Origin of the sequence: Serratia sp. NPDC087055, from assembly GCF_044900985.1 — a bacterium.
In the GTDB taxonomy this organism is placed as follows: Bacteria; Pseudomonadota; Gammaproteobacteria; order Enterobacterales; family Enterobacteriaceae; genus Serratia.
In genome coordinates this window covers 1-18,563 of the sequence record NZ_JBJDOG010000005.1, presented here as the reverse complement: position 1 = coordinate 18,563, position 18,563 = coordinate 1, and the positions used below count along the sequence as shown (strand labels likewise).

Genomic DNA, 18,563 nt, shown 5'->3' with positions numbered 1-18,563 from the left:
ACATAAAAAGGTATTTCACTATGCGCACTACAGGAATCTGGGCCGTTGCCCTTACCACACTGATTAGCTCACAGACGGTTTTTGCCGCGGACTTGCCAGGTAAAGGCATCAGGGTGCAACCGGTGCAGAGCACCATTTCCGAAGAAACCTTCCAGACGCTGCTGGTCAGTAAAGCGTTGGAAAAACTGGGCTACGACGTGAAAGACACGCGCGAAGTGGATTATAACGTCGCCTACACGTCAATCGCCTCCGGTGACGCGACGTTCCTTGCGGTCAATTGGGATCCGCTGCACGCCGATCAGTACAAAGCCGCCGGTGGCGACGCCAAGTTTTACCGCGAGGGGGTATACGTCAACGGGGCAGCACAGGGTTACCTGATCGACAAAAAAACCGCCGATAAATACCACATCACCAACATTGAACAGCTGAAAGATCCGAAGATCGCCAAACTGTTCGACACCAACGGGGATGGCAAAGCGGATCTGACCGGTTGTACGCCGGGCTGGGGCTGTGAAGCCGCCATTAACCACCACATCAAGGCCTACGGTCTGGATAAGACCGTCGAGCACAACCAGGGCAACTACGCGGCAATGATTGCCGATACCATTACCCGCTACAAAGAAGGCAAACCGGTGTTGTACTACACCTGGACGCCATACTGGGTGAGCGATGTGTTGGTTCCGGGGCGCGACGTCGTCTGGTTGCAGGTGCCGTTTTCCGCCATGCCGGGCGAAATGAAAAACAGGGATACCAAGCTGCCAAACGGTGCTAACTATGGTTTCCCGGTGAACACCATGCGTATCGCCGCCAACAAGCAGTGGGCCGAAGCCAACCCGGCTGCCGCCAAGCTGTTCGCTATCATGAAGCTGCCCATTGCCGATGTGAATGCGCAAAACCTGCGTATGCATGAGGGTCAGGCATCTGAAGCCGATATCCAGCGTCACGTTAATGGCTGGATCAAGGCGCATCAGGCCACCTTTGACGGCTGGGTGAAAACGGCCGCCGAGGCCGCGAAGAAATAATCACACAGGGGTGCAGGCAACTGCACCCCTGCTCTCTTTATTCAACAATATCTATCCCACTAAACTGCAAAAAACGCTCGGCGGTTCTGGACAGCAACTGCGGCCATACGCAGTACACCTGCCGCCGTGGGCCATCCTCGATTGGAATTGACACCAGCGAACTCAAACGCTGTGCCGTCGAAATCGGTACGATACCCGTCGCTAGCCCGCGCCGGACCAAATTTTCCAGCCATTCAATATGATCAATTTCAAAACTGACGTGCCGCTTAATCCCCGCAGCCTGAAACGCGCGATCGGTTTGGCGCCTAGCCCCTGTACCGCTGTAAAAGTCCACCAGCGGCACTTCCGACAAGGTTTGCAGATTGACTCGCTGGCGGTTGGCTAACGGATGTTGTGTCGCCACCAGTGCCACCAGCGGCTCATCGGTAAGCTGCCGATGAGATACCGGCAGCATATCGATATCCCCCGGCCAAATGCCGACAAACGCCACGTCGGTTTTTTGTTGGCGAACATCCTCCAGCAATTCCTCGCTCATTCCCACATACAACCGGATGTTCACCGCCGGATAATGGCGATGGAAATTACCCAGTTTCTCGGTGAGATCAATCGCGTTTATGGTTGAAATGGTGCCAATAGTCAGGGTACCGGACACTGTGCCACTGGCCGCGACCACCTCCTCCACCAGCGCCTGTTTCGCCGCCAGTAATCGTTGTGCAGGTTGAATAAATGCCTGCCCGGCAGTCGTCAATTTTACCCGGCGTGAGGTACGCTCAAACAATGTGCATCCTAGCTCTTCCTCCAGTTTGGCAATCTGGTGGCTAAGGGCAGACTGTACCGTATGGCAGCGCTGCGCCGCCCGCGTAAAGCTCTGTTCTTCAGCCACCGCAAGTGCAAAGCGGATTTGTTTCAGGTTCATGGCATCTATCGCAAAATGAGATTAATCAAATGAAAATTATACATTGGTTTAACGCGCTGTCCTGAACGATACTCGCCCCACTTCTTCTTATGATTAAAAACTATGAATCAAAAACACGCACAGCCGGGTCTAAGCCCAGCGTTAACCGTACTGATTGCCATCGCCACCGGTCTGGCGGTCGCCAGTAACTATTACGCGCAACCATTGCTGGAAACCATCGCCCAGAACTTTGATCTGTCAGTGAATCAGGCCGGTTTTATCGTCACCGCCGCTCAATTGGGCTACGCCGTAGGCCTGCTATTGCTGGTGCCGCTCGGCGATATGTTTGAACGCCGCGGGTTGATTGTCTTTATGACGCTGCTGGCAGCAGGGGGCATGCTGATCACGGCCAGTTCCTCAACCTTGCCGATGATGATCCTCGGCACGGCACTCACCGGGCTGTTCTCGGTGGTGGCGCAAATCCTGGTGCCGTTGGCGGCTACGTTGGCACACCCGGAAAAACGCGGTAAAACCGTTGGCATTATCATGAGTGGCTTACTGCTCGGTATTCTGTTGGCACGAACCGTCGCCGGGGCACTTGCGTCGTTCGGCGGTTGGCGCACCATTTACTGGGTGGCCAGTGTGTTAATGATCCTGATGGCGCTGATCCTCTGGCGTGCACTACCACGTTATAAACAGCACTCAGGGCTGAATTACCCCCAGTTACTGAAATCAATTTTCACCCTGTTCTGCGGGACTCCACTGCTGCGGACCCGTGCGGTGCTGGGTGCGCTCTCGTTCGCCAACTTTAGCGTGCTGTGGACGTCCATGGCCTTTCTGCTGGCCGCGCCGCCCTTTGGCTATTCCGAAGGCGTCATCGGCCTGTTCGGGTTAGTCGGTGCTGCGGGAGCGTTAGCCGCCTCACGTGCCGGGCACATGGCGGACCAAGGCAAAGCCGGTTTAACCACCACCGTTGGCCTGGTGCTGTTGTTACTGTCATGGATACCCATCGCTTTCGCTAAACAATCGCTATGGGCATTGATCGCCGGCATCCTGATCCTTGACCTGGCGGTGCAAGCCGTACACGTCACCAATCAAAGCGTGATTTACCGCATCATGCCGGAAGCGCGTAATCGCCTGACGGCAGGCTACATGACCAGCTATTTTATCGGTGGCGCACTCGGTTCACTGCTGTCAGCCACCGCTTACCAACATGCAGGCTGGACCGGCGTCGCCGCTGCTGGGGGCGTTTTATGTCTCCTCAACCTGCTGACCTGGTGGCACGGTAAGCACCATGACCCACAAGGCCCAGCGACAATCTGATTAGCAAGCGAATAGTAATATCAGGAATTTATTAGCGCCGCAGGGTATAAACATTACTCACTCTCTGGTAATGTTCTGCAGATGAACTATTGATCTCTATATCCTGCGACACTCATAAAAATGCAAAGCCAAGCTGCAGAAAACCTCAATCCTCCTGCCGTCAGCTCTACCTTTACCCACGGCATCGTCGACAGTTTACCTATTGTCATCGGCTATGTGCCGGTGGCTTTCGCATTCGGCCTGAGCGCCGTTAAGCTGGGATTCTCCCCGCTAGAGAGCATCTTCTTTTCCTGCATTATCTATGCGGGGGCGAGTCAGTTTGTGATCACTGCCTTGTTGAGTGCCGGTATGTCACTGTGGGTTTCCGCGCTAACCGTGATGGCCATGGACATACGGCATTTGCTGTATGGCCCAGCCCTGCGACACCGCATCGTTTCGCGCATGTCGCGCGGTAAAACGGCACTGTGGGCCTTCGGCCTGACCGATGAAGTGTTCGCCGCGGCTACGGCCAAGTTAATGCGCAATAACCGCAGTTGGAGCGAAAACTGGATGCTCGGCATCTCGCTGTGCTCCTGGCTGTCGTGGGTCGCAGGCACCGCGATTGGCGCACTCTTCGGCAACGGGCCTCTTGAGCAATATCCCGTCATCGAGGCGTCACTCTCCTTTATGCTGCCGGCGCTGTTCCTCAGTTTCCTGCTTGCTGCATTCAAACGCCCGCAAAGCCTGACTATCGCCGCGGCTCTGGCCGGTGCACTGCTCGGCGTAGTGCTATTTTCCATCCCGGTAGCCATTTTAGCGGGTATCAGTGCCGGTTGTATCGCCGCGCTGTTCCAACCCACCACACAGGAGGTTATCAATGAACACTGATGTGCTGATCATTGGCCTGGTTGTGGGTTGCGCTAATTACCTGTTCCGCTACTTACCATTACGCCTGGCGCCAGCGCGTGCCCAACCCGGCATCAAGCGAGGTAAAACGGCCCTGCTGCTCGACAGTATCGGCATCGCCTCTATCTGTGCGTTGCTGGTGGTATCCAGCACGCCGGTGGTGATGCGTGAACCCGACAAGCTGTGGCCAACACTGGTCGGGTTCGCCGCACTGGGTTTGTGCTTCTACCGCAGCAAGAGCATCATTTTGTCGACGTTGATCGGCGCAGTCGCCTTTGGCATCACATTAAAAATGTTTATGATTCTCGGCCCAGCCAGCCTTTGATTTTGTCCGTCATCCCCATTCTGAGCACTTACTCAAAAATGGGTCATTGACAAACAACTTACAAATGACACGAATTGCTAAATTATTCGCACGGCTGAACATTTACATTATTAATCACTATCGTTACTATCTCGAACGAAATTAATGAGGCCCCAAATTATGGAAAGCTCGTTTACTCCCATTGAACAAATGCTTAATTTCCGCGCAAAACGTCAGAAAGATTTCCCTTATCAGGAGATATTGCTGACCCGGCTGTGCATGCACATGCAAAGTAAGCTGCTGGAAAACCGCAATAAAATGCTCAAAGCACAAGGGATTAACGAAACATTGTTTATGGCGCTGATTACTCTGGATGCACAGGAAAGTCACAGCATTCAGCCTTCTGAGCTAAGCTCTGCCCTAGGTTCGTCGCGTACTAATGCCACACGTATTGCCGATGAGTTAGAAAAGCGCGGTTGGATTGAGCGCCGTGAAAGTGACAATGATCGTCGTTGCCTGCATTTGCACATGACGCCGCAGGGAGAGGAATTTCTCAACCAGTTGCTGCCACCGCAGCACAAATGTCTGCATTTCCTGTGGTCCACGCTGAACGATGACGAACAGCAGCAGCTTGAAAAGCTGACGCGCAAACTGTTAACGCGTCTGGACCAGATGGAAGTTTCAGGACAGTTATCCCAATAACTTCTGTTCAGGTAACATACTATGCGATCCCCATTTAACTGGAGATTCACCCCGCTGTTCGCTGTATTGCTGCTGGCCGGGTGTGCATCTACCGATAATATTGCCCCGCAATCCACCCTGATGGATCCGCAGAGCCTGCAACTGTCACAGCCAAAAGTCAGTTCGCTGAATGTCAGCCCGCAATGGTGGCGTTCGCTTAATGACCCGCAGCTCGATAGCCTGATGACCCAGACGCTGCAAAGCTCGCCGACGCTGAGACAAGCGGCGGGTCGCGTGCGCGAAGCACAAAGTGTCGTAGGCGAAGCCAGTGCCGCCAATGGCCCCAATCTGGATCTGAACGCCAGCAGCAACCGCCAGAAAATTCCACAGAACGTTAACCTGGGGCTGGGCTACCCGCACCAACCGATCTATGAAACCTCTAACTCTTTGGGCCTGAATCTGGCTTATGAGTTTGACTGGTGGGGCAAATACCGCAATCAGGTTAACGCCGCCAAGGCACAGGTTGATGCGGCACGCGCCGAACAGGAACAGGCGGCACTGACGCTGACCAGTTCCGTGGCCTCGGCGTATTACCAGCTTCAAAGCAATTTTGCACTGGAAAAACTGCTGCAACAGGAAGTGGATAACAACCAACGCCTGGCAGACCTGCGCCAGCAGCAATATAAAGCCGGCATTACGGGTGTTGATGTTCCACAACAAACCCAGGCACAAGCTGACGGCGCCAAACAGCAGATCCTTCAACTGCAGTCGCAAATTGAACAACTTAGACACCAATTGGCCGCACTGGCTGGCCAGGGCCCGAATGCGATGCAGCACCTGCGTCCAGTCGCGTTGCCTGCCAGTAATTTGATGGCGCCAAAAGGTGAGCTCACTGCCGATTTGCTGGGTAAACGCCCGGACATCGCCGCACAGCGCCAGTTGGTGGAGTCCTACAGCCAACGCGTCAGCGCCGCACGTAAGGAATTTTACCCTAGCCTAACCATTTCAGCCTTTGCCGGCCTGACCACGACCAATACCAGTGGCACCAGCCCGAACCTGTTTGAAGCGGCCAGCCAAGCCTGGAATGTGGTGCCGGCGATTTCATTACCGATCTTCCACGCCGGCGCACTGCGCAGCAAGCTGGGTGAGGAGTCTGCACTGTATGACCAGGCCGTCGAGTCCTATAACCAAACTATCCTGAATGCCGTGCAGGAAACTGCTGATGCCATCACCGTCCAACAAAGCACTGCGCAACAGCAGCTGCAGGCGGCATCCGCGTCCCAATCGATGCAGCAGGTGTACCACGTCGCTAACGCTCGATACCAGGCAGGGATTATCGGGCGCGACCAGTTGTTAACCAGCCAAACGCAGCTCTTGCAGCAGCAGCAGGCGGAACTGAATGCCAGCAGCAACTTGTTGCAGGCGAAGATAGGACTGATCCGTGCGCTGGGCGGTGGCTATCAAGCTCCGGCCGTAGCGGATTCAAAAGCATAATAAAACGACCCAAAATAATTGGCGCGGCATCGAGACGGCAAGGAAACGAGCCCCATGAACTTACTCCTGTAAGTGCATCGGGCGAGTGAGCAGAGCCAATACCGATGCCGCTTCAGTCTGAAGGGTAAAGAGAGCTTGGAGAACACCATGAGTGTAAGCGCGGAAACTCAAAACCCGCAGCAACCGGTCGGTAAGAAGAAGCAGCGTAAATTCTGGCTGCTGTTGCTAACGGTTATTTTTGTTGTTATTGGGGTGGCATATTTAGTGTATTGGTTCCTGGTGCTGCGTCATCATCAGGAAACGGACGACGCCTATGTGTCCGGTAACCAGGTGCAGATCATGGCCCAGGTGAACGGTAGCGTTAACCGCGTCAACTTCGACAATACAGATTACGTAAAACAGGGTGATGTACTGGTCACGCTCGATCCAACCGATGCCGAGCAAGCGCTTGAACGCGCCAAAACCGGCTTGGCTAACAGCGTGCGTCAAACCCACCAGCTCATCATTAACAGTAAGCAATATCAGGCCAATATTGCCCTGCGCAAATCTGACTTGAGCAAAGCTGAGAGTGATTTAAAGCGCCGTGTGGTGCTGGGTAGCGTTGACGCCATTGGCCGTGAAGAACTGCAACATGCACGTGATGCGGTCGACAGTGCCAAGGCCGCGTTAGAAGTGGCCGTACAGCAATACAACGCCAATCAGGCGATGGTGCTCAATACCCCACTGGAACAGCAGCCCGCGATCCAACAGTCCGCCGCGCAAGTACGCGACGCTTGGCTGGCATTGCAACGTACTCAAATCATCAGCCCGATCACCGGCTATGTGTCCCGTCGTAGCGTACAGGTTGGCGCGCAAATCGCCGCCGGCTCCCCGCTAATGGCCGTGGTGCCAGCCGATCACATCTGGGTTGATGCCAACTTTAAAGAAACCCAAATTGCCAATATGCGTATTGGGCAGTCGGCTACCGTAGTCAGTGATATTTACGGTGACGATGTGGTGTATAACGGCAAAGTCGTCGGTATCGATATGGGCACCGGTAGCGCCTTCTCGCTGCTGCCTGCACAAAATGCTACCGGTAACTGGATCAAAGTGGTTCAGCGTCTGCCAGTGCGTATTGAGCTGGACGCAAAACAAATCGCCGATCATCCGTTACGCATTGGCTTATCCACACTGGTAAAAGTCGATACCACCAATCTGGATGGCCGCGTGCTGTCTGATGTGGTGCGAGACAAACCGCTGTACCAGACCGACGCACTGGCGTTGAATCTGGCACCCGTTAACCAGATGATCGCTGACGTGATCCATGCGAATGCCGGCTAAGCGCGCGGGAGGCTACCTTGGCACAGAAACCGCTTGAAGGCGCTCAGCTCGCCTGGATGACGGTCGCGCTCGCCATGGCGACCTTTATGCAGGTGCTGGACTCTACCATTGCCAACGTGGCGATCCCAACAATTGCGGGTAACCTCGGGTCTTCCAACTCGCAGGGCACCTGGGTGATCACCTCGTTTGGCGTGGCAAACGCCATTTCCATCCCGATCACCGGCTGGCTGGCAAAGCGCGTCGGTGAAGTGCGGTTGTTCCTTTGGTCCACCGCATTGTTCGTGCTCGCTTCCTGGCTGTGTGGCATTTCCAACAGCCTGGGCATGCTGATCTTCTTCCGCGTGATCCAGGGGGTGGTCGCAGGGCCATTGATCCCGCTGTCACAAAGCCTGTTGCTGAACAACTATCCGCCCGCCAAGCGAGCGATGGCCCTGGCGCTCTGGTCGATGACGGTGATCGTCGCGCCAATATTCGGGCCTATCCTCGGGGGTTATATCAGTGATAACTATCACTGGGGCTGGATCTTCTTCATCAACATTCCGATTGGCGGTTTCGTGATCATGGCGGCCCTGTCGACGTTGCGCGGCAGAGAAACCAAGACCGAGATCAAACCGATCGATACCGTTGGCCTGGTGCTGCTGATTGTCGGCATTGGTTCGCTGCAGGTGATGCTCGATCAGGGTAAGGAGCTGGACTGGTTCAACTCGACCGAGATTATTGTGCTGACGGTGGTGGCGGTGGTGGCGCTGCTGTTCCTGGTGGTCTGGGAACTGACGGACGACCACCCGGTGGTAGACTTGTCGCTGTTCAAGTCACGCAACTTTACCATCGGCTGTCTGTGCATCAGTCTGGCCTACATGCTCTACTTCGGCGCTATCGTCCTGTTGCCGCAGCTGCTACAGGAGGTGTATGGCTATACCGCCACCTGGGCAGGATTGGCTTCGGCACCGATCGGGTTGATACCGGTATTGCTGTCACCGATCATCGGTAAATTCGGCAACCGACTCGATATGCGCAGGCTGGTGACCTTTAGCTTCATTATGTATGCCGTGTGCTTTTACTGGCGTGCTTATACGTTTGAGCCGGGAATGGACTTTGGTGCCTCGGCCTGGCCGCAGTTTGTCCAGGGCTTTGCCATCGCCTGCTTCTTTATGCCGTTAACCACCATCACGCTGTCCGGCTTGCCGCCGGAACGTATGGCAGCGGCATCGAGCCTGTCGAACTTTACCCGTACGTTGGCGGGGTCGATCGGTACGTCGATCACCACCACGCTGTGGACCCAGCGCGAATCGCAACATCACGCGCAGCTGACGGAGTTTGTGAATCCATACAGTCCGCAGTCGCAGGAAATGTATCGACAGTTGGAACAGATCGGTATGAGCAAGCAGCAGGCGTCGGCCTATATTGCCAACGAGATCACCGCGCAAGGGTTGATCATCTCTGCCAACGAGATTTTCTGGTTGGCTGCTGGGGTGTTCCTGATCCTGCTGGTACTGGTGTGGGTGGCGAAACCGCCATTCAGTTCTGGCGGCGGGGGCGGCGGCGCTCACTAAACAGTAGAAAGCAAAACGGGCGCCCCAGGGCGCCCGTTTTTTTATAACATTATGTATACCCTATGAATTTCAAGTTGCAGCTAGGCGACCCACTCACTCATCCCCAGGCGCTTACTCTAGTCAGTCACTGGGGTGAGTTAGTGCAGCTAACAACGCTGCAGCTTGAAAGGCGACGGGTATATTAGGCCTGGTTTTGACGCCACCAGTCAGCCAGCAAAATACCGGTCGCGACCGATACGTTCAGGCTTTCTACCTTGCCGGTACCGCCGATAGACACGTTCATATCCCCCTGTTGCCAGGCGCTGTCGCTCAGACCGTCACGCTCTTGCCCCAGTACCAGTACCATTTTGGCCGGCAGTTTAGCCTGCGCCAGTGGGGTACCTTTGTGGCTCGAGGTGGTCACAATGGCATAACCCGCTTTGCGGAAGGTATCCAGCACCGACAGGAAGTCATCAGCGCTAATCGCTTTGATGTGCTCTGCCCCACCCTCTGCCGTACGCACCGCAGCACCAGACTCCAGCAACGCAGGATCCTGCAGCAACACGCCGTTAACGCCAAAGTGAGCGCAAGAACGGACGATAGCCCCCAGGTTATGCGGGTTGCCCACTTCTTCCAATGCCAGCACGCAATCTTTCGCCGGTGCTTCTTTCAAATAGGTTTGCGCATCCAGCCCCTGACGCTTTTTGATCAGGAAGCACACGCCGCCATGGTGTTCAGTGCCGGACGCTTTAGCCAGCTCTTCTTCATCTACGACGTGATAGGCTTTACGGTTCGCCGCCATCCAACGCAGGGCTTCACGAAAACGTGGCGTGACCGACTGCACGAACCACGCACGGACGATGGCGTCTGGGCGGCTGGCAAACAGGGCCTGGCAGGCGTTCTCACCGTAAACACGGGTTTCTTCCGCACGTTGACGACGCAGCTGCTCCGGATCGATAAAGCTTTTACCGCTGATACCGCCGTGATCGAACGCCGGCTCTTCTTCCGGGCCACGTGACACGGTTTTCCATGGCGAATCATAACCGCCACGGTCTTCAGTACGCGCTGGACGGCGAGGACGATCGCTTTCACTGCGGCGGGAATCAGTACCAGAGCCACGGCGATCATTGTTGCCACGTGGTTTGTCCTGACCGGTACGGCCCGAAGAGCGCGCACCGTCTGCCGGACGGCCTTTGCCGGCCGGACGCTTATTCTTGTTACGGTCGTCGCTGCTGCTGTCATCGTCGCTGCGGACGTACATCACTTTAACTTTACCGTTCTTGCCACTAAATGAATCGTTCATTTTCTTCTCCACCAACGCGCAGGGCGCGAAGATTACCTGATGTTGGGGTGCTAAGCCACCTACTTGCGCTAAAAGCTAACAACTATCGTATTCATTGAACAAACCTCTTTGTTCCTTGCCGCACTTTTAACGATAATAAGCAGCATTAAAGAAACATATCCGCAACCCGAATGCGGTTTGTCATGCTTTCTCAGTATCCGAGGTCATCATGAATACAGTCTGTCCAGCTTGTAATGCCACCAACCGCGTCCCTGAAGAACGCGTGGCTGACGGTGCGAAATGCGGCCGCTGCGGCCATGCGCTATTTGACGGTGAGGTGATCAATGCCACCGCCGCGACACTGGACCCGCTGCTGCAGGATGATCTGCCGGTCGTGGTCGACTTTTGGGCACCGTGGTGCGGCCCTTGCGTCAATTTTGCGCCGATCTTCGAAGACGTTGCCGAAGAACGCGCGGGCAAAGTTCGCTTCGTAAAAGTGAACACCGAGGCAGAGCCAGAATTGAGCGCTCGCTTCCGCATCCGCAGCATTCCGACCATCATGCTATTCCGTAAAGGAAAAATGGTCGACATGCTCAACGGCGCCATGCCAAAGGCGCCATTTGATAACTGGCTCAATGAACTAGTTTAACGCAGAAAGTATAGGCGGTGTTGCCCATTGTGGATGACATCGCCGTGACGCAATCCAGCCCGAACGCTCCCGTCGGGCTTTTTTCTGCGTTACAATGGCGGTTTTCGCCGGAATACTTATGACCGACAACGCCGTACTTCGCCTGCGCCAGTTTCGCCTGGAACGCTCTACTCGCCCCTTTCTGGCGCGCGGCAACCGCATATCGCGTTGTCAGGGTTGCCTGCTGCCGCAAAAAAACTGCCTGTGCGACACTATTCAGCCACAGCCCGCCACCAGCCGTTTCTGCTTAATCATGTTTGGTGCAGAGCCGTTGAAGCCGAGCAATACCGGCCGCTTGATCGCCGATATACTGCCAGAAACGCAGGCGTTCCTTTGGTCGCGCACCGAGGTTGACCCAGCCCTGTTGACGGCCATTAACGATCCCGGGCGCCAGCCTTATGTGGTGTTTCCCGCGTCTTATGTCGCGCCTGAACGCCCGGTATTCAGCGAACTGCCTGCCGGTGGCAAACCGCCGCTGTTTATTATGCTGGACGGTACCTGGACCGAGGCGAGCAAAATGTTCCGTAAAAGCCCGTACCTCAATCAGTTCCCGGTGTTCTCACTCAACGTGACCGCCGCGTCGAACTACCAACTGCGCGAAGCCAGCCGTACTGAGCAACACTGCACGGCAGAAGTCGCGACTGCCCTGCTGCAACAGGCCGGTGATGCGGCCGCCGCAGACGGGCTGGCCGAGCATTTTCGCTATTTCCGCCAACAGTATCTGGCAGGGAAACCTACGCGCCCGGAGGCACCGGTCACAGCAAAGCCGTCTCAAAACGTCTAGAATCAGGCAGTAACGTAGCTATAGCCAATAATTCGAAATGCAGGCCGCTGACAACTGAACATGCCCCAGGACGTTTAGTTTACAAAGCAGCCAAGTCAGCAACGGCAGCCAACGCCCCCTGTTATTTTGAAGGACATCAAGGAGTCGTGCATGAGCCAGCGAGGGTTAGAAGCGCTTTTACGTCCCAAATCGATTGCCGTTCTCGGCGCTTCACAACAACCTGGCCGTGCCGGCAATCTGATGATGAGCAACCTGTTGGCGGGGGGATTCAACGGGCCCGTAATGCCCGTCACGCCAAGCTACAAGGCCGTCTGCGGGGTAATGGCGTACCCGGACGTTGCCAGCCTGCCTATCAGCCCCGATCTGGCAATACTTTGCACCCATGCACGACGCAACCTCGTACTAATTCAGGCTCTGGGTGAGCGCGGATGCAAAACCGCCATTGTTCTCTCTTCTCCTCCAGAGCAGTTCGCCGAGTTAAAGGCTTATGCGCAGCGTTATTCAATGCGCCTGCTAGGACCAAACAGTCTGGGTCTGCTGGCCCCTTGGCAAGGTATCAATGCCAGTTTCTCGCCGGTCCCGATCCTCAAGGGCAAGCTGGCGTTCATTTCCCAGTCCGCCGCAGTGGCCAATACTATCCTCGACTGGGCACAGCAGCGCGAAGTCGGTTTTTCCTATTTTATTGCGCTGGGCGACAGCCTGGATATTGACGTCGACGACCTGCTGGACTTTCTGGCTCGCGATAGTAAAACCAGCGCTATCTTGCTGTATCTGGAAAACATCAGCGATGCACGTCGCTTTTTATCTGCATCCCGCAGTGCTTCCCGCAACAAGCCGATTCTGGTCGTCAAAAGTGGTCGCAGCCAGCAAGCCCAGTTATTGCTCAACAGCCAGCAAGGGTTAGATGCCGCCTACGATGCGGCCATTCAACGTGCCGGGTTATTGCGCGTGCAGGATACCCATGAGCTGTTCTCCGCGGTAGAAACCCTGAGCCATATGCACCCGCTGCGCGGAGAACGGCTGATGATTGTCAGTAACGGGGCCGCACCTGCTGCGATGGCATTGGATGAATTATTGGGGCGCAACGGTAAGCTGGCACTGTTGGGAGACGAGACCCTGGCGCAGCTTACCGACGCGCTACCCGAATTTATCCCTGCCGGTAACCCGATTGACCTGCGCGACGACGCAACACCGCAACGTTATTTGGCTGCGGTGAAAACACTGCTCGACAGCCATGACTACGACGCTTTACTGCTGATCCACGCGCCAAGCGCTGCGGCTCCAGGTACGATCACCGCTGAACGCATTATTGAAGCCATTCGCCAACACCCCCGCGGCAAACGAATGACACTCCTTACCAACTGGTGTGGTGAGTATTCGTCGCAGGAAGCCCGGCGGCTATTTACCGAAGCCGGTATTCCAACCTACCGTACCCCGGAAGGTGCGGTAACCGCATTTATGCACATGGTGGAATATCGCCGTAATCAGAAACAGCTAAAAGAGACCCCGGCATTGCCAATAGGCCTGACGGCCAATACCGCAGATGCTCACCGGCTGATTCAACAGGCGTTGTCTGAAGGCGCAACGCAGCTTGATACCCACGAAGTACAATCGATTCTGCAAGCCTATGATCTGACAACCTTACCCACCTGGATTGCCGAAGACAGCGCCGAGGCAGTGCATATTGCCGAACAGATTGGTTACCCGGTAGCGCTCAAACTGCGTTCACCCGATATTCCCCATAAGTCTGAAGTTCAGGGCGTCATGCTTTACTTACGCACCGCGACCGAAGTACAGCGGGCTGCAGAAGCCATTCTCGATCGCGTGAAGCGCACCTATCCGCAGGCCCGCATTCACGGCCTGTTGGTACAGAGTATGGCCAACCGCGCCGGGGCACAGGAACTGCGCATTGCTGTAGAACAAGATGCCATTTTTGGCCCACTGATTATGCTTGGCGAGGGCGGGATTGAATGGCGGCAGGAAAATCAGGTTTCTGTAGCTCTCCCCCCATTAAATATGGCACTGGCACGCTATCTGGTGTTGCAGGCCGTGAAAGGGGGCAAAATCCGCGGACGCAGTGCCCTGAGACCGCTGGATATTCCAGGGTTGAGTCGCTTGTTGGTGCAGGTGTCCAACCTGATCCTCGATTGCCCGGAAATTACTCGGCTGGACATCCACCCGGTATTGGCCTCCGGCAGCGAGTTCACCCTTCTCGATGTCTCCATGCAACTTGCGCCCTTTACCGGCGATCCACAGGCACGTCTGGCCATTCGTCCTTATCCACACGAGCTGGAAGAAACCATCGAATTGAAAGACGGTTCACACTGTCTGTTCAGGCCGATCTTGCCGGAGGATGAACCGGCGTTGAAACACTTTATCGATCGTGTGACCAAAGAAGATCTCTATTATCGCTACTTCAGCGAGATCAACGAGTTTACCCATGACGATTTGGCTAACATGACGCAGATCGACTACGATCGGGAGATGGCTTTTGTTGCCGTGCGCGATGAACATATCATTGGTGTCACGCGCGCCCTGTCCGACCCAGACAATATCGATGCGGAGTTCGCCGTATTGGTACGGTCCGATCTGAAAGGACTCGGTTTGGGGCGCCAACTGCTTGAGAAAATGATCGCCTATGCTCGCGCCCACGGGCTGGCCCGTCTGACCGGGATCACCATGCCAAACAACCGCGGAATGATCGGGCTGGCACAGCGACTGGGCTTTAGCATCGATGTGCAACTTGAGGATGGCATCGTCAATTTGACCCTGCCGTTGCAAGCGGAGGATGCGCAGTGACCTATGTCGCAATGCGCTACGAATCCACCACTTAACGCCAAAACATACGCACAATCGGGGCAACTAGTGGTATTATCGCCCGATTATTCGATTTATTGTTTTTCCGTATTTGGCGTTCAGGCCATCTAATCATGAGAGAAGAAGCGCACTGTGATGTTGTCAAAATTTAAACGTAGCAAACATCAACAACACCTTGCACAACTGCCCAAATTCCCTCAGACGGTAGCTGATGTACGTACCTTGTACACACCGTCTGATTACCGCGCTACGCTGCTGGACTTAATCGCTCACGCTACCAAACGCATTTATCTGGTCGCTTTGTATCTGGAGCACGACGACGCCGGACGCGATATCCTCAATGCCCTTTATCAGGCGAAGCAGCGATGCCCGGAATTGGAGATTTGCATTCTGGTTGACTGGCATCGTGCCCAGCGTGGGCGCATCGGCGCCGCGGCTGCCAATACAAACGCTGACTGGTACTGCGCCATGGCAAACCAGCACCCGGGGCTGTCCGTGCCGATATATGGCGTGCCCGTCAATACCCGTGAAGCCTTGGGCGTGTTGCACCTGAAAGGCTTTGTGATTGACGATACCGTGATTTATAGCGGTGCCAGCATCAACGACGTTTACTTACATCAGCATGAGAAATACCGTTACGACCGTTACCAGCTGATCACCAACGGCGAATTGGCGAATACTCTGATCGATTACATCAAACAGCACCTATTGTCCGCTGGTGCAGTACAACGATTGGATCGTGACGATCGTCCGAAAAGCCCTGAGATCAAAAACGAAACTCGCCTTTTCCGCTTTGGCCTGCGCCGCGCCGGCTATCAGTTTCGCAATAAGGCAGGTAACGACGAGCTTGCAGTAACGCCGCTGGTTGGGCTGGGCAAGCAAAGCGTATTGAATAAAACGATTCACCATCTGATGTCCTGCGCCGATCAAAAACTGACGCTGTGTACGCCTTACTTCAACCTCCCGGCGTTACTGGTACGCAATATCATTTCTCTGCTGCGCGAAGGCAAACAGGTAGAAATCATTGTTGGCGATAAAACCGCGAATGACTTCTATATTCCGGAAGATCAGCCGTTCAAAATTATCGGTGCGTTACCTTACCTGTATGAAATCAACCTGCGACGCTTTCTGAGTCGCCTGCAGCGTTATGTCGATACCGGTCAGCTGATTGTTCGTTTGTGGAAAGACGGCGATAACAGCTATCACCTGAAAGGCATGTGGGTAGATGATGAATGGCAGTTGATTACCGGTAATAACCTTAACCCGCGGGCGTGGCGATTGGATCTGGAGAATGCCATTCTCATTCACGATCCTAAGCAAGAGTTACGTGAGCAGCGACACAAAGAGTTAGAATGCATCCGTACCCACACCACCGTGGTGGGGCACTATCTGGAATTACAAAGCATTCAGCAGTATCCGGTTAAAGTGCGCAAACTGATCCGTCGTCTGCGCCGTATCCGCATCGACAGATTGATTAGCCGTATACTGTAATCCCGCTATAATTCAGCTATCGCAGACCCCGGCCAATGTCGGGGTTTTTTATATGCCATGACAACAGGATGTTTTCATTATGCGCCCACTCCGCAGCCTGGCCGTACTCCCCTTTTTACTTTTCACCAGCGGCTGCACCCATTTGGCCAATGACAGTTGGACCGGTAAGGACAAAGCGCAGCATTTTGTTGCTTCTGCTGCCTTTGCTGCCGCCGGTGCTGCGTATGGCGATCATCAAAACTGGAGTGAAGCCCGTAGCCGTAGTTTCGGCCTGATGTTCTCAATTGGGCTCGGTGCCGCCAAAGAACTCTATGACAGTCGTGAAGGCGGCACCGGTTGGAGCTGGAAGGACTTTGCCTGGGATGTCGCGGGCGCCGCGACCGGTTATAGCCTGTATCACGCCACTCGCTGATTCACAGTTGGATTTCTTTTCCTTTGCGATGCAAGCGAAGTGACACGATCAACGCCAGTAGACACATGCCGGAAACATACCAGAAGAAGGCATTTTCCGCGCCGAAGGATTTCAGCGACAACGCCACATATTCTGCTGACCCACCAAACATTGCGTTAGCGACCGCGTAGGATAGTCCAACCCCTAATGCCCGCACTTCCGGCGGGAACATTTCAGCTTTCAGCAGCCCGCTGATCGAGGTATAGAAACTCACAATAAACAGCGCCAGGACAATCAGACCGAAGGCGGCATAAGGATTAGTGACATTTTTCAACGTCAGCAGGATCGGCACCGTCAATAAGGTCGCAAACGAGGCGAAGATCAGCATTGAGCTGCGGCGGCCAATCTTGTCCGATAATGCCCCGACCAACGGTTGCAACAGCATGTAGATAAATAGCGCCGCAGTCATGATGCCACTGGCCAACTTGGCATCCATTCCAGAGGTGTTAACCAAATACTTCTGCATGTAGGTGGTAAAGGTATAAAAGCTCAACGAGCCACCGGCAGTAAAGCCCAGTACCATCAGGAAGGCTTTGCGGTTTTTCCACAATCCTTTCAGTGAACCGGCGTCTTTAAGATTACGCGTTTTGGCATCGGAGGTTTCATTCAGTGAGCGACGCAGATACAACGCCACCACGGCCAATACGGCCCCAATGGCAAAAGGAATACGCCACCCCCACGCCTTGAGTTCGTCAGCAGAGAGGATTTGTTGTAACGCAACCAGAACCAGCAGCGCCAGTAATTGGCCACCAATCAGCGTCACATATTGGAAAGAAGCATAGAATCCACGTCGCCCCTTTATTGCCACCTCACTCATATAGGTGGCACTGGTACCGTACTCACCGCCGACGGACAATCCCTGGAATAATCGTGCGATCAACAGCAGTGCGGGCGCCCAGCTACCGATGGATTCATAAGTCGGTAAACAGGCGATCACCAGCGATCCTGCACACATCATGCAGACTGAAATCAACATCGAGTTTTTACGGCCATGCTTGTCGGCGATATAACCGAATAACCAACCACCGATAGGGCGCATAAAGAAACCAGCAGCAAATACGCCGGCGGTTTGCAGTAATTGGGTCGTGCTATTACCTGCTGGGAAAAAAGATGCGGCAAAGTAAATAGAACAAAAGGAATAGACGTAAAAATCAAACCATTCCACCAGGTTTCCCGACGATGCCCCAACAATGGCGAAAATGCGCTTCTTTTTATCTTGGACAACCAGATCAGCGCCCTCCCCATCCACAATAACCGAGGTTGTTTCTGTCATTTTATATTCTCCGAGCCTAATAAATCGTAGGTCAGCATCCCGCCGATTAAATGTAACTTAATTGTTATTGCATGGTTAACAACTAAAACAAATAGCGGGCGAAGAATATAGCGTGATTTATGTGATGCGTATTGAAGATTGGGATAAAAACTGATCAGAATTTAGGCAAATATTTATCGCAGACAAAACAAAAAGCCCTACGCTTTCACGTAGGGCTTGTTGCTTTATTTGATGCCTGGCAGTGTCCTACTCTCGCATGGGGAGACCCCACACTACCATCGGCGCTACGGCGTTTCACTTCTGAGTTCGGCATGGGGTCAG

Annotated in this window: 16 protein-coding genes and 1 rRNA gene; 13 read left to right on the top strand and 4 right to left on the bottom strand. The window is 54.4% G+C overall.

The window, feature by feature from the left end; all coding sequences use genetic code 11:
• The first annotated feature begins 20 nt into the window (after positions 1-20).
• Complete coding sequence (gene proX, locus ACI2J2_RS19655) at positions 21-1,022, top strand: glycine betaine/L-proline ABC transporter substrate-binding protein ProX (protein WP_404760667.1); 1,002 nt, start codon at positions 21-23, stop codon at positions 1,020-1,022.
• A gap of 37 nt (positions 1,023-1,059) precedes the next feature.
• Here proX and ACI2J2_RS19650 read toward each other — a convergent pair whose 3' ends face one another.
• Positions 1,060-1,938: a LysR family transcriptional regulator gene (locus ACI2J2_RS19650; RefSeq protein ID WP_209640379.1), complete on the bottom strand. Its 879-nt coding sequence runs from the start codon at positions 1,936-1,938 to the stop codon at positions 1,060-1,062.
• Between the two features lie 102 nt (positions 1,939-2,040).
• Between ACI2J2_RS19650 and ACI2J2_RS19645 the strand changes: the two genes are divergently transcribed.
• From ACI2J2_RS19645 to emrB, 7 genes are all read left to right on the top strand, one after another.
• The gene (locus tag ACI2J2_RS19645) at positions 2,041-3,240 is read left to right on the top strand and encodes an MFS transporter (RefSeq protein ID WP_209640382.1); all 1,200 of its coding nucleotides are present in this window, start codon (positions 2,041-2,043) and stop codon (positions 3,238-3,240) included.
• A 120-nt stretch (positions 3,241-3,360) separates the two neighbouring features.
• Complete coding sequence (locus ACI2J2_RS19640) at positions 3,361-4,107, top strand: AzlC family ABC transporter permease (protein WP_404760666.1); 747 nt, start codon at positions 3,361-3,363, stop codon at positions 4,105-4,107.
• Positions 4,097-4,450 (top strand): L-valine transporter subunit YgaH, encoded by a 354-nt coding sequence (gene ygaH / locus ACI2J2_RS19635; protein ID WP_209640388.1) that lies wholly within the window; start codon positions 4,097-4,099, stop codon positions 4,448-4,450. The genes ACI2J2_RS19640 and ygaH overlap by 11 nt, the downstream gene beginning before the upstream one ends.
• Positions 4,451-4,609: 159 nt before the next feature.
• Complete coding sequence (gene mprA / locus ACI2J2_RS19630; protein ID WP_037422292.1) at positions 4,610-5,131, top strand: transcriptional repressor MprA; 522 nt, start codon at positions 4,610-4,612, stop codon at positions 5,129-5,131.
• 21 nt (positions 5,132-5,152) lie between these two features.
• Positions 5,153-6,604 (top strand): efflux transporter outer membrane subunit, encoded by a 1,452-nt coding sequence (locus ACI2J2_RS19625; RefSeq protein WP_404760665.1) that lies wholly within the window; start codon positions 5,153-5,155, stop codon positions 6,602-6,604.
• 147 nt (positions 6,605-6,751) lie between these two features.
• Entirely contained in the window at positions 6,752-7,924 is a 1,173-nt protein-coding gene (gene emrA / locus ACI2J2_RS19620; RefSeq protein WP_209640392.1) for a multidrug efflux MFS transporter periplasmic adaptor subunit EmrA, read from the top strand.
• Positions 7,925-7,941: 17 nt separating this feature from the next.
• Positions 7,942-9,477 (top strand): multidrug efflux MFS transporter permease subunit EmrB, encoded by a 1,536-nt coding sequence (gene emrB / locus ACI2J2_RS19615; RefSeq protein WP_209640393.1) that lies wholly within the window; start codon positions 7,942-7,944, stop codon positions 9,475-9,477.
• A 181-nt stretch (positions 9,478-9,658) separates the two neighbouring features.
• On the opposite strand, the gene ACI2J2_RS19610 is transcribed toward emrB, so the two are convergent.
• Complete coding sequence (locus ACI2J2_RS19610) at positions 9,659-10,759, bottom strand: tRNA/rRNA methyltransferase (protein ID WP_061808384.1); 1,101 nt, start codon at positions 10,757-10,759, stop codon at positions 9,659-9,661.
• Between the two features lie 208 nt (positions 10,760-10,967).
• Between ACI2J2_RS19610 and trxC the strand changes: the two genes are divergently transcribed.
• The 5 genes from trxC (at position 10,968) to ACI2J2_RS19585 (ending at position 16,930) form a co-directional block, all read left to right on the top strand.
• Positions 10,968-11,387, top strand: coding sequence for a thioredoxin TrxC (gene trxC / locus ACI2J2_RS19605; RefSeq protein WP_209640396.1), 420 nt, complete (start codon positions 10,968-10,970; stop codon positions 11,385-11,387).
• Positions 11,388-11,505: 118 nt separating this feature from the next.
• A complete protein-coding gene (locus ACI2J2_RS19600; protein WP_404760664.1) occupies positions 11,506-12,210 on the top strand; it encodes a tRNA-uridine aminocarboxypropyltransferase in 705 nt (234 codons plus the stop codon).
• Positions 12,211-12,360: 150 nt separating this feature from the next.
• Entirely contained in the window at positions 12,361-15,009 is a 2,649-nt protein-coding gene (locus tag ACI2J2_RS19595) for a bifunctional acetate--CoA ligase family protein/GNAT family N-acetyltransferase (RefSeq protein ID WP_209640400.1), read from the top strand.
• 153 nt (positions 15,010-15,162) lie between these two features.
• Positions 15,163-16,518 (top strand): CDP-diacylglycerol--serine O-phosphatidyltransferase, encoded by a 1,356-nt coding sequence (gene pssA / locus ACI2J2_RS19590; protein ID WP_265557048.1) that lies wholly within the window; start codon positions 15,163-15,165, stop codon positions 16,516-16,518.
• A gap of 79 nt (positions 16,519-16,597) precedes the next feature.
• Positions 16,598-16,930 (top strand): YfiM family lipoprotein, encoded by a 333-nt coding sequence (locus tag ACI2J2_RS19585; RefSeq protein ID WP_209640406.1) that lies wholly within the window; start codon positions 16,598-16,600, stop codon positions 16,928-16,930.
• A gap of 1 nt (position 16,931) precedes the next feature.
• On the opposite strand, the gene ACI2J2_RS19580 is transcribed toward ACI2J2_RS19585, so the two are convergent.
• Both ACI2J2_RS19580 and rrf read right to left on the bottom strand, forming a co-directional pair.
• Complete coding sequence (locus ACI2J2_RS19580) at positions 16,932-18,242, bottom strand: MFS family transporter (protein ID WP_404760663.1); 1,311 nt, start codon at positions 18,240-18,242, stop codon at positions 16,932-16,934.
• A gap of 233 nt (positions 18,243-18,475) precedes the next feature.
• Positions 18,476-18,563 (bottom strand): 5S ribosomal RNA (gene rrf, locus ACI2J2_RS19575); the annotation flags it as partial.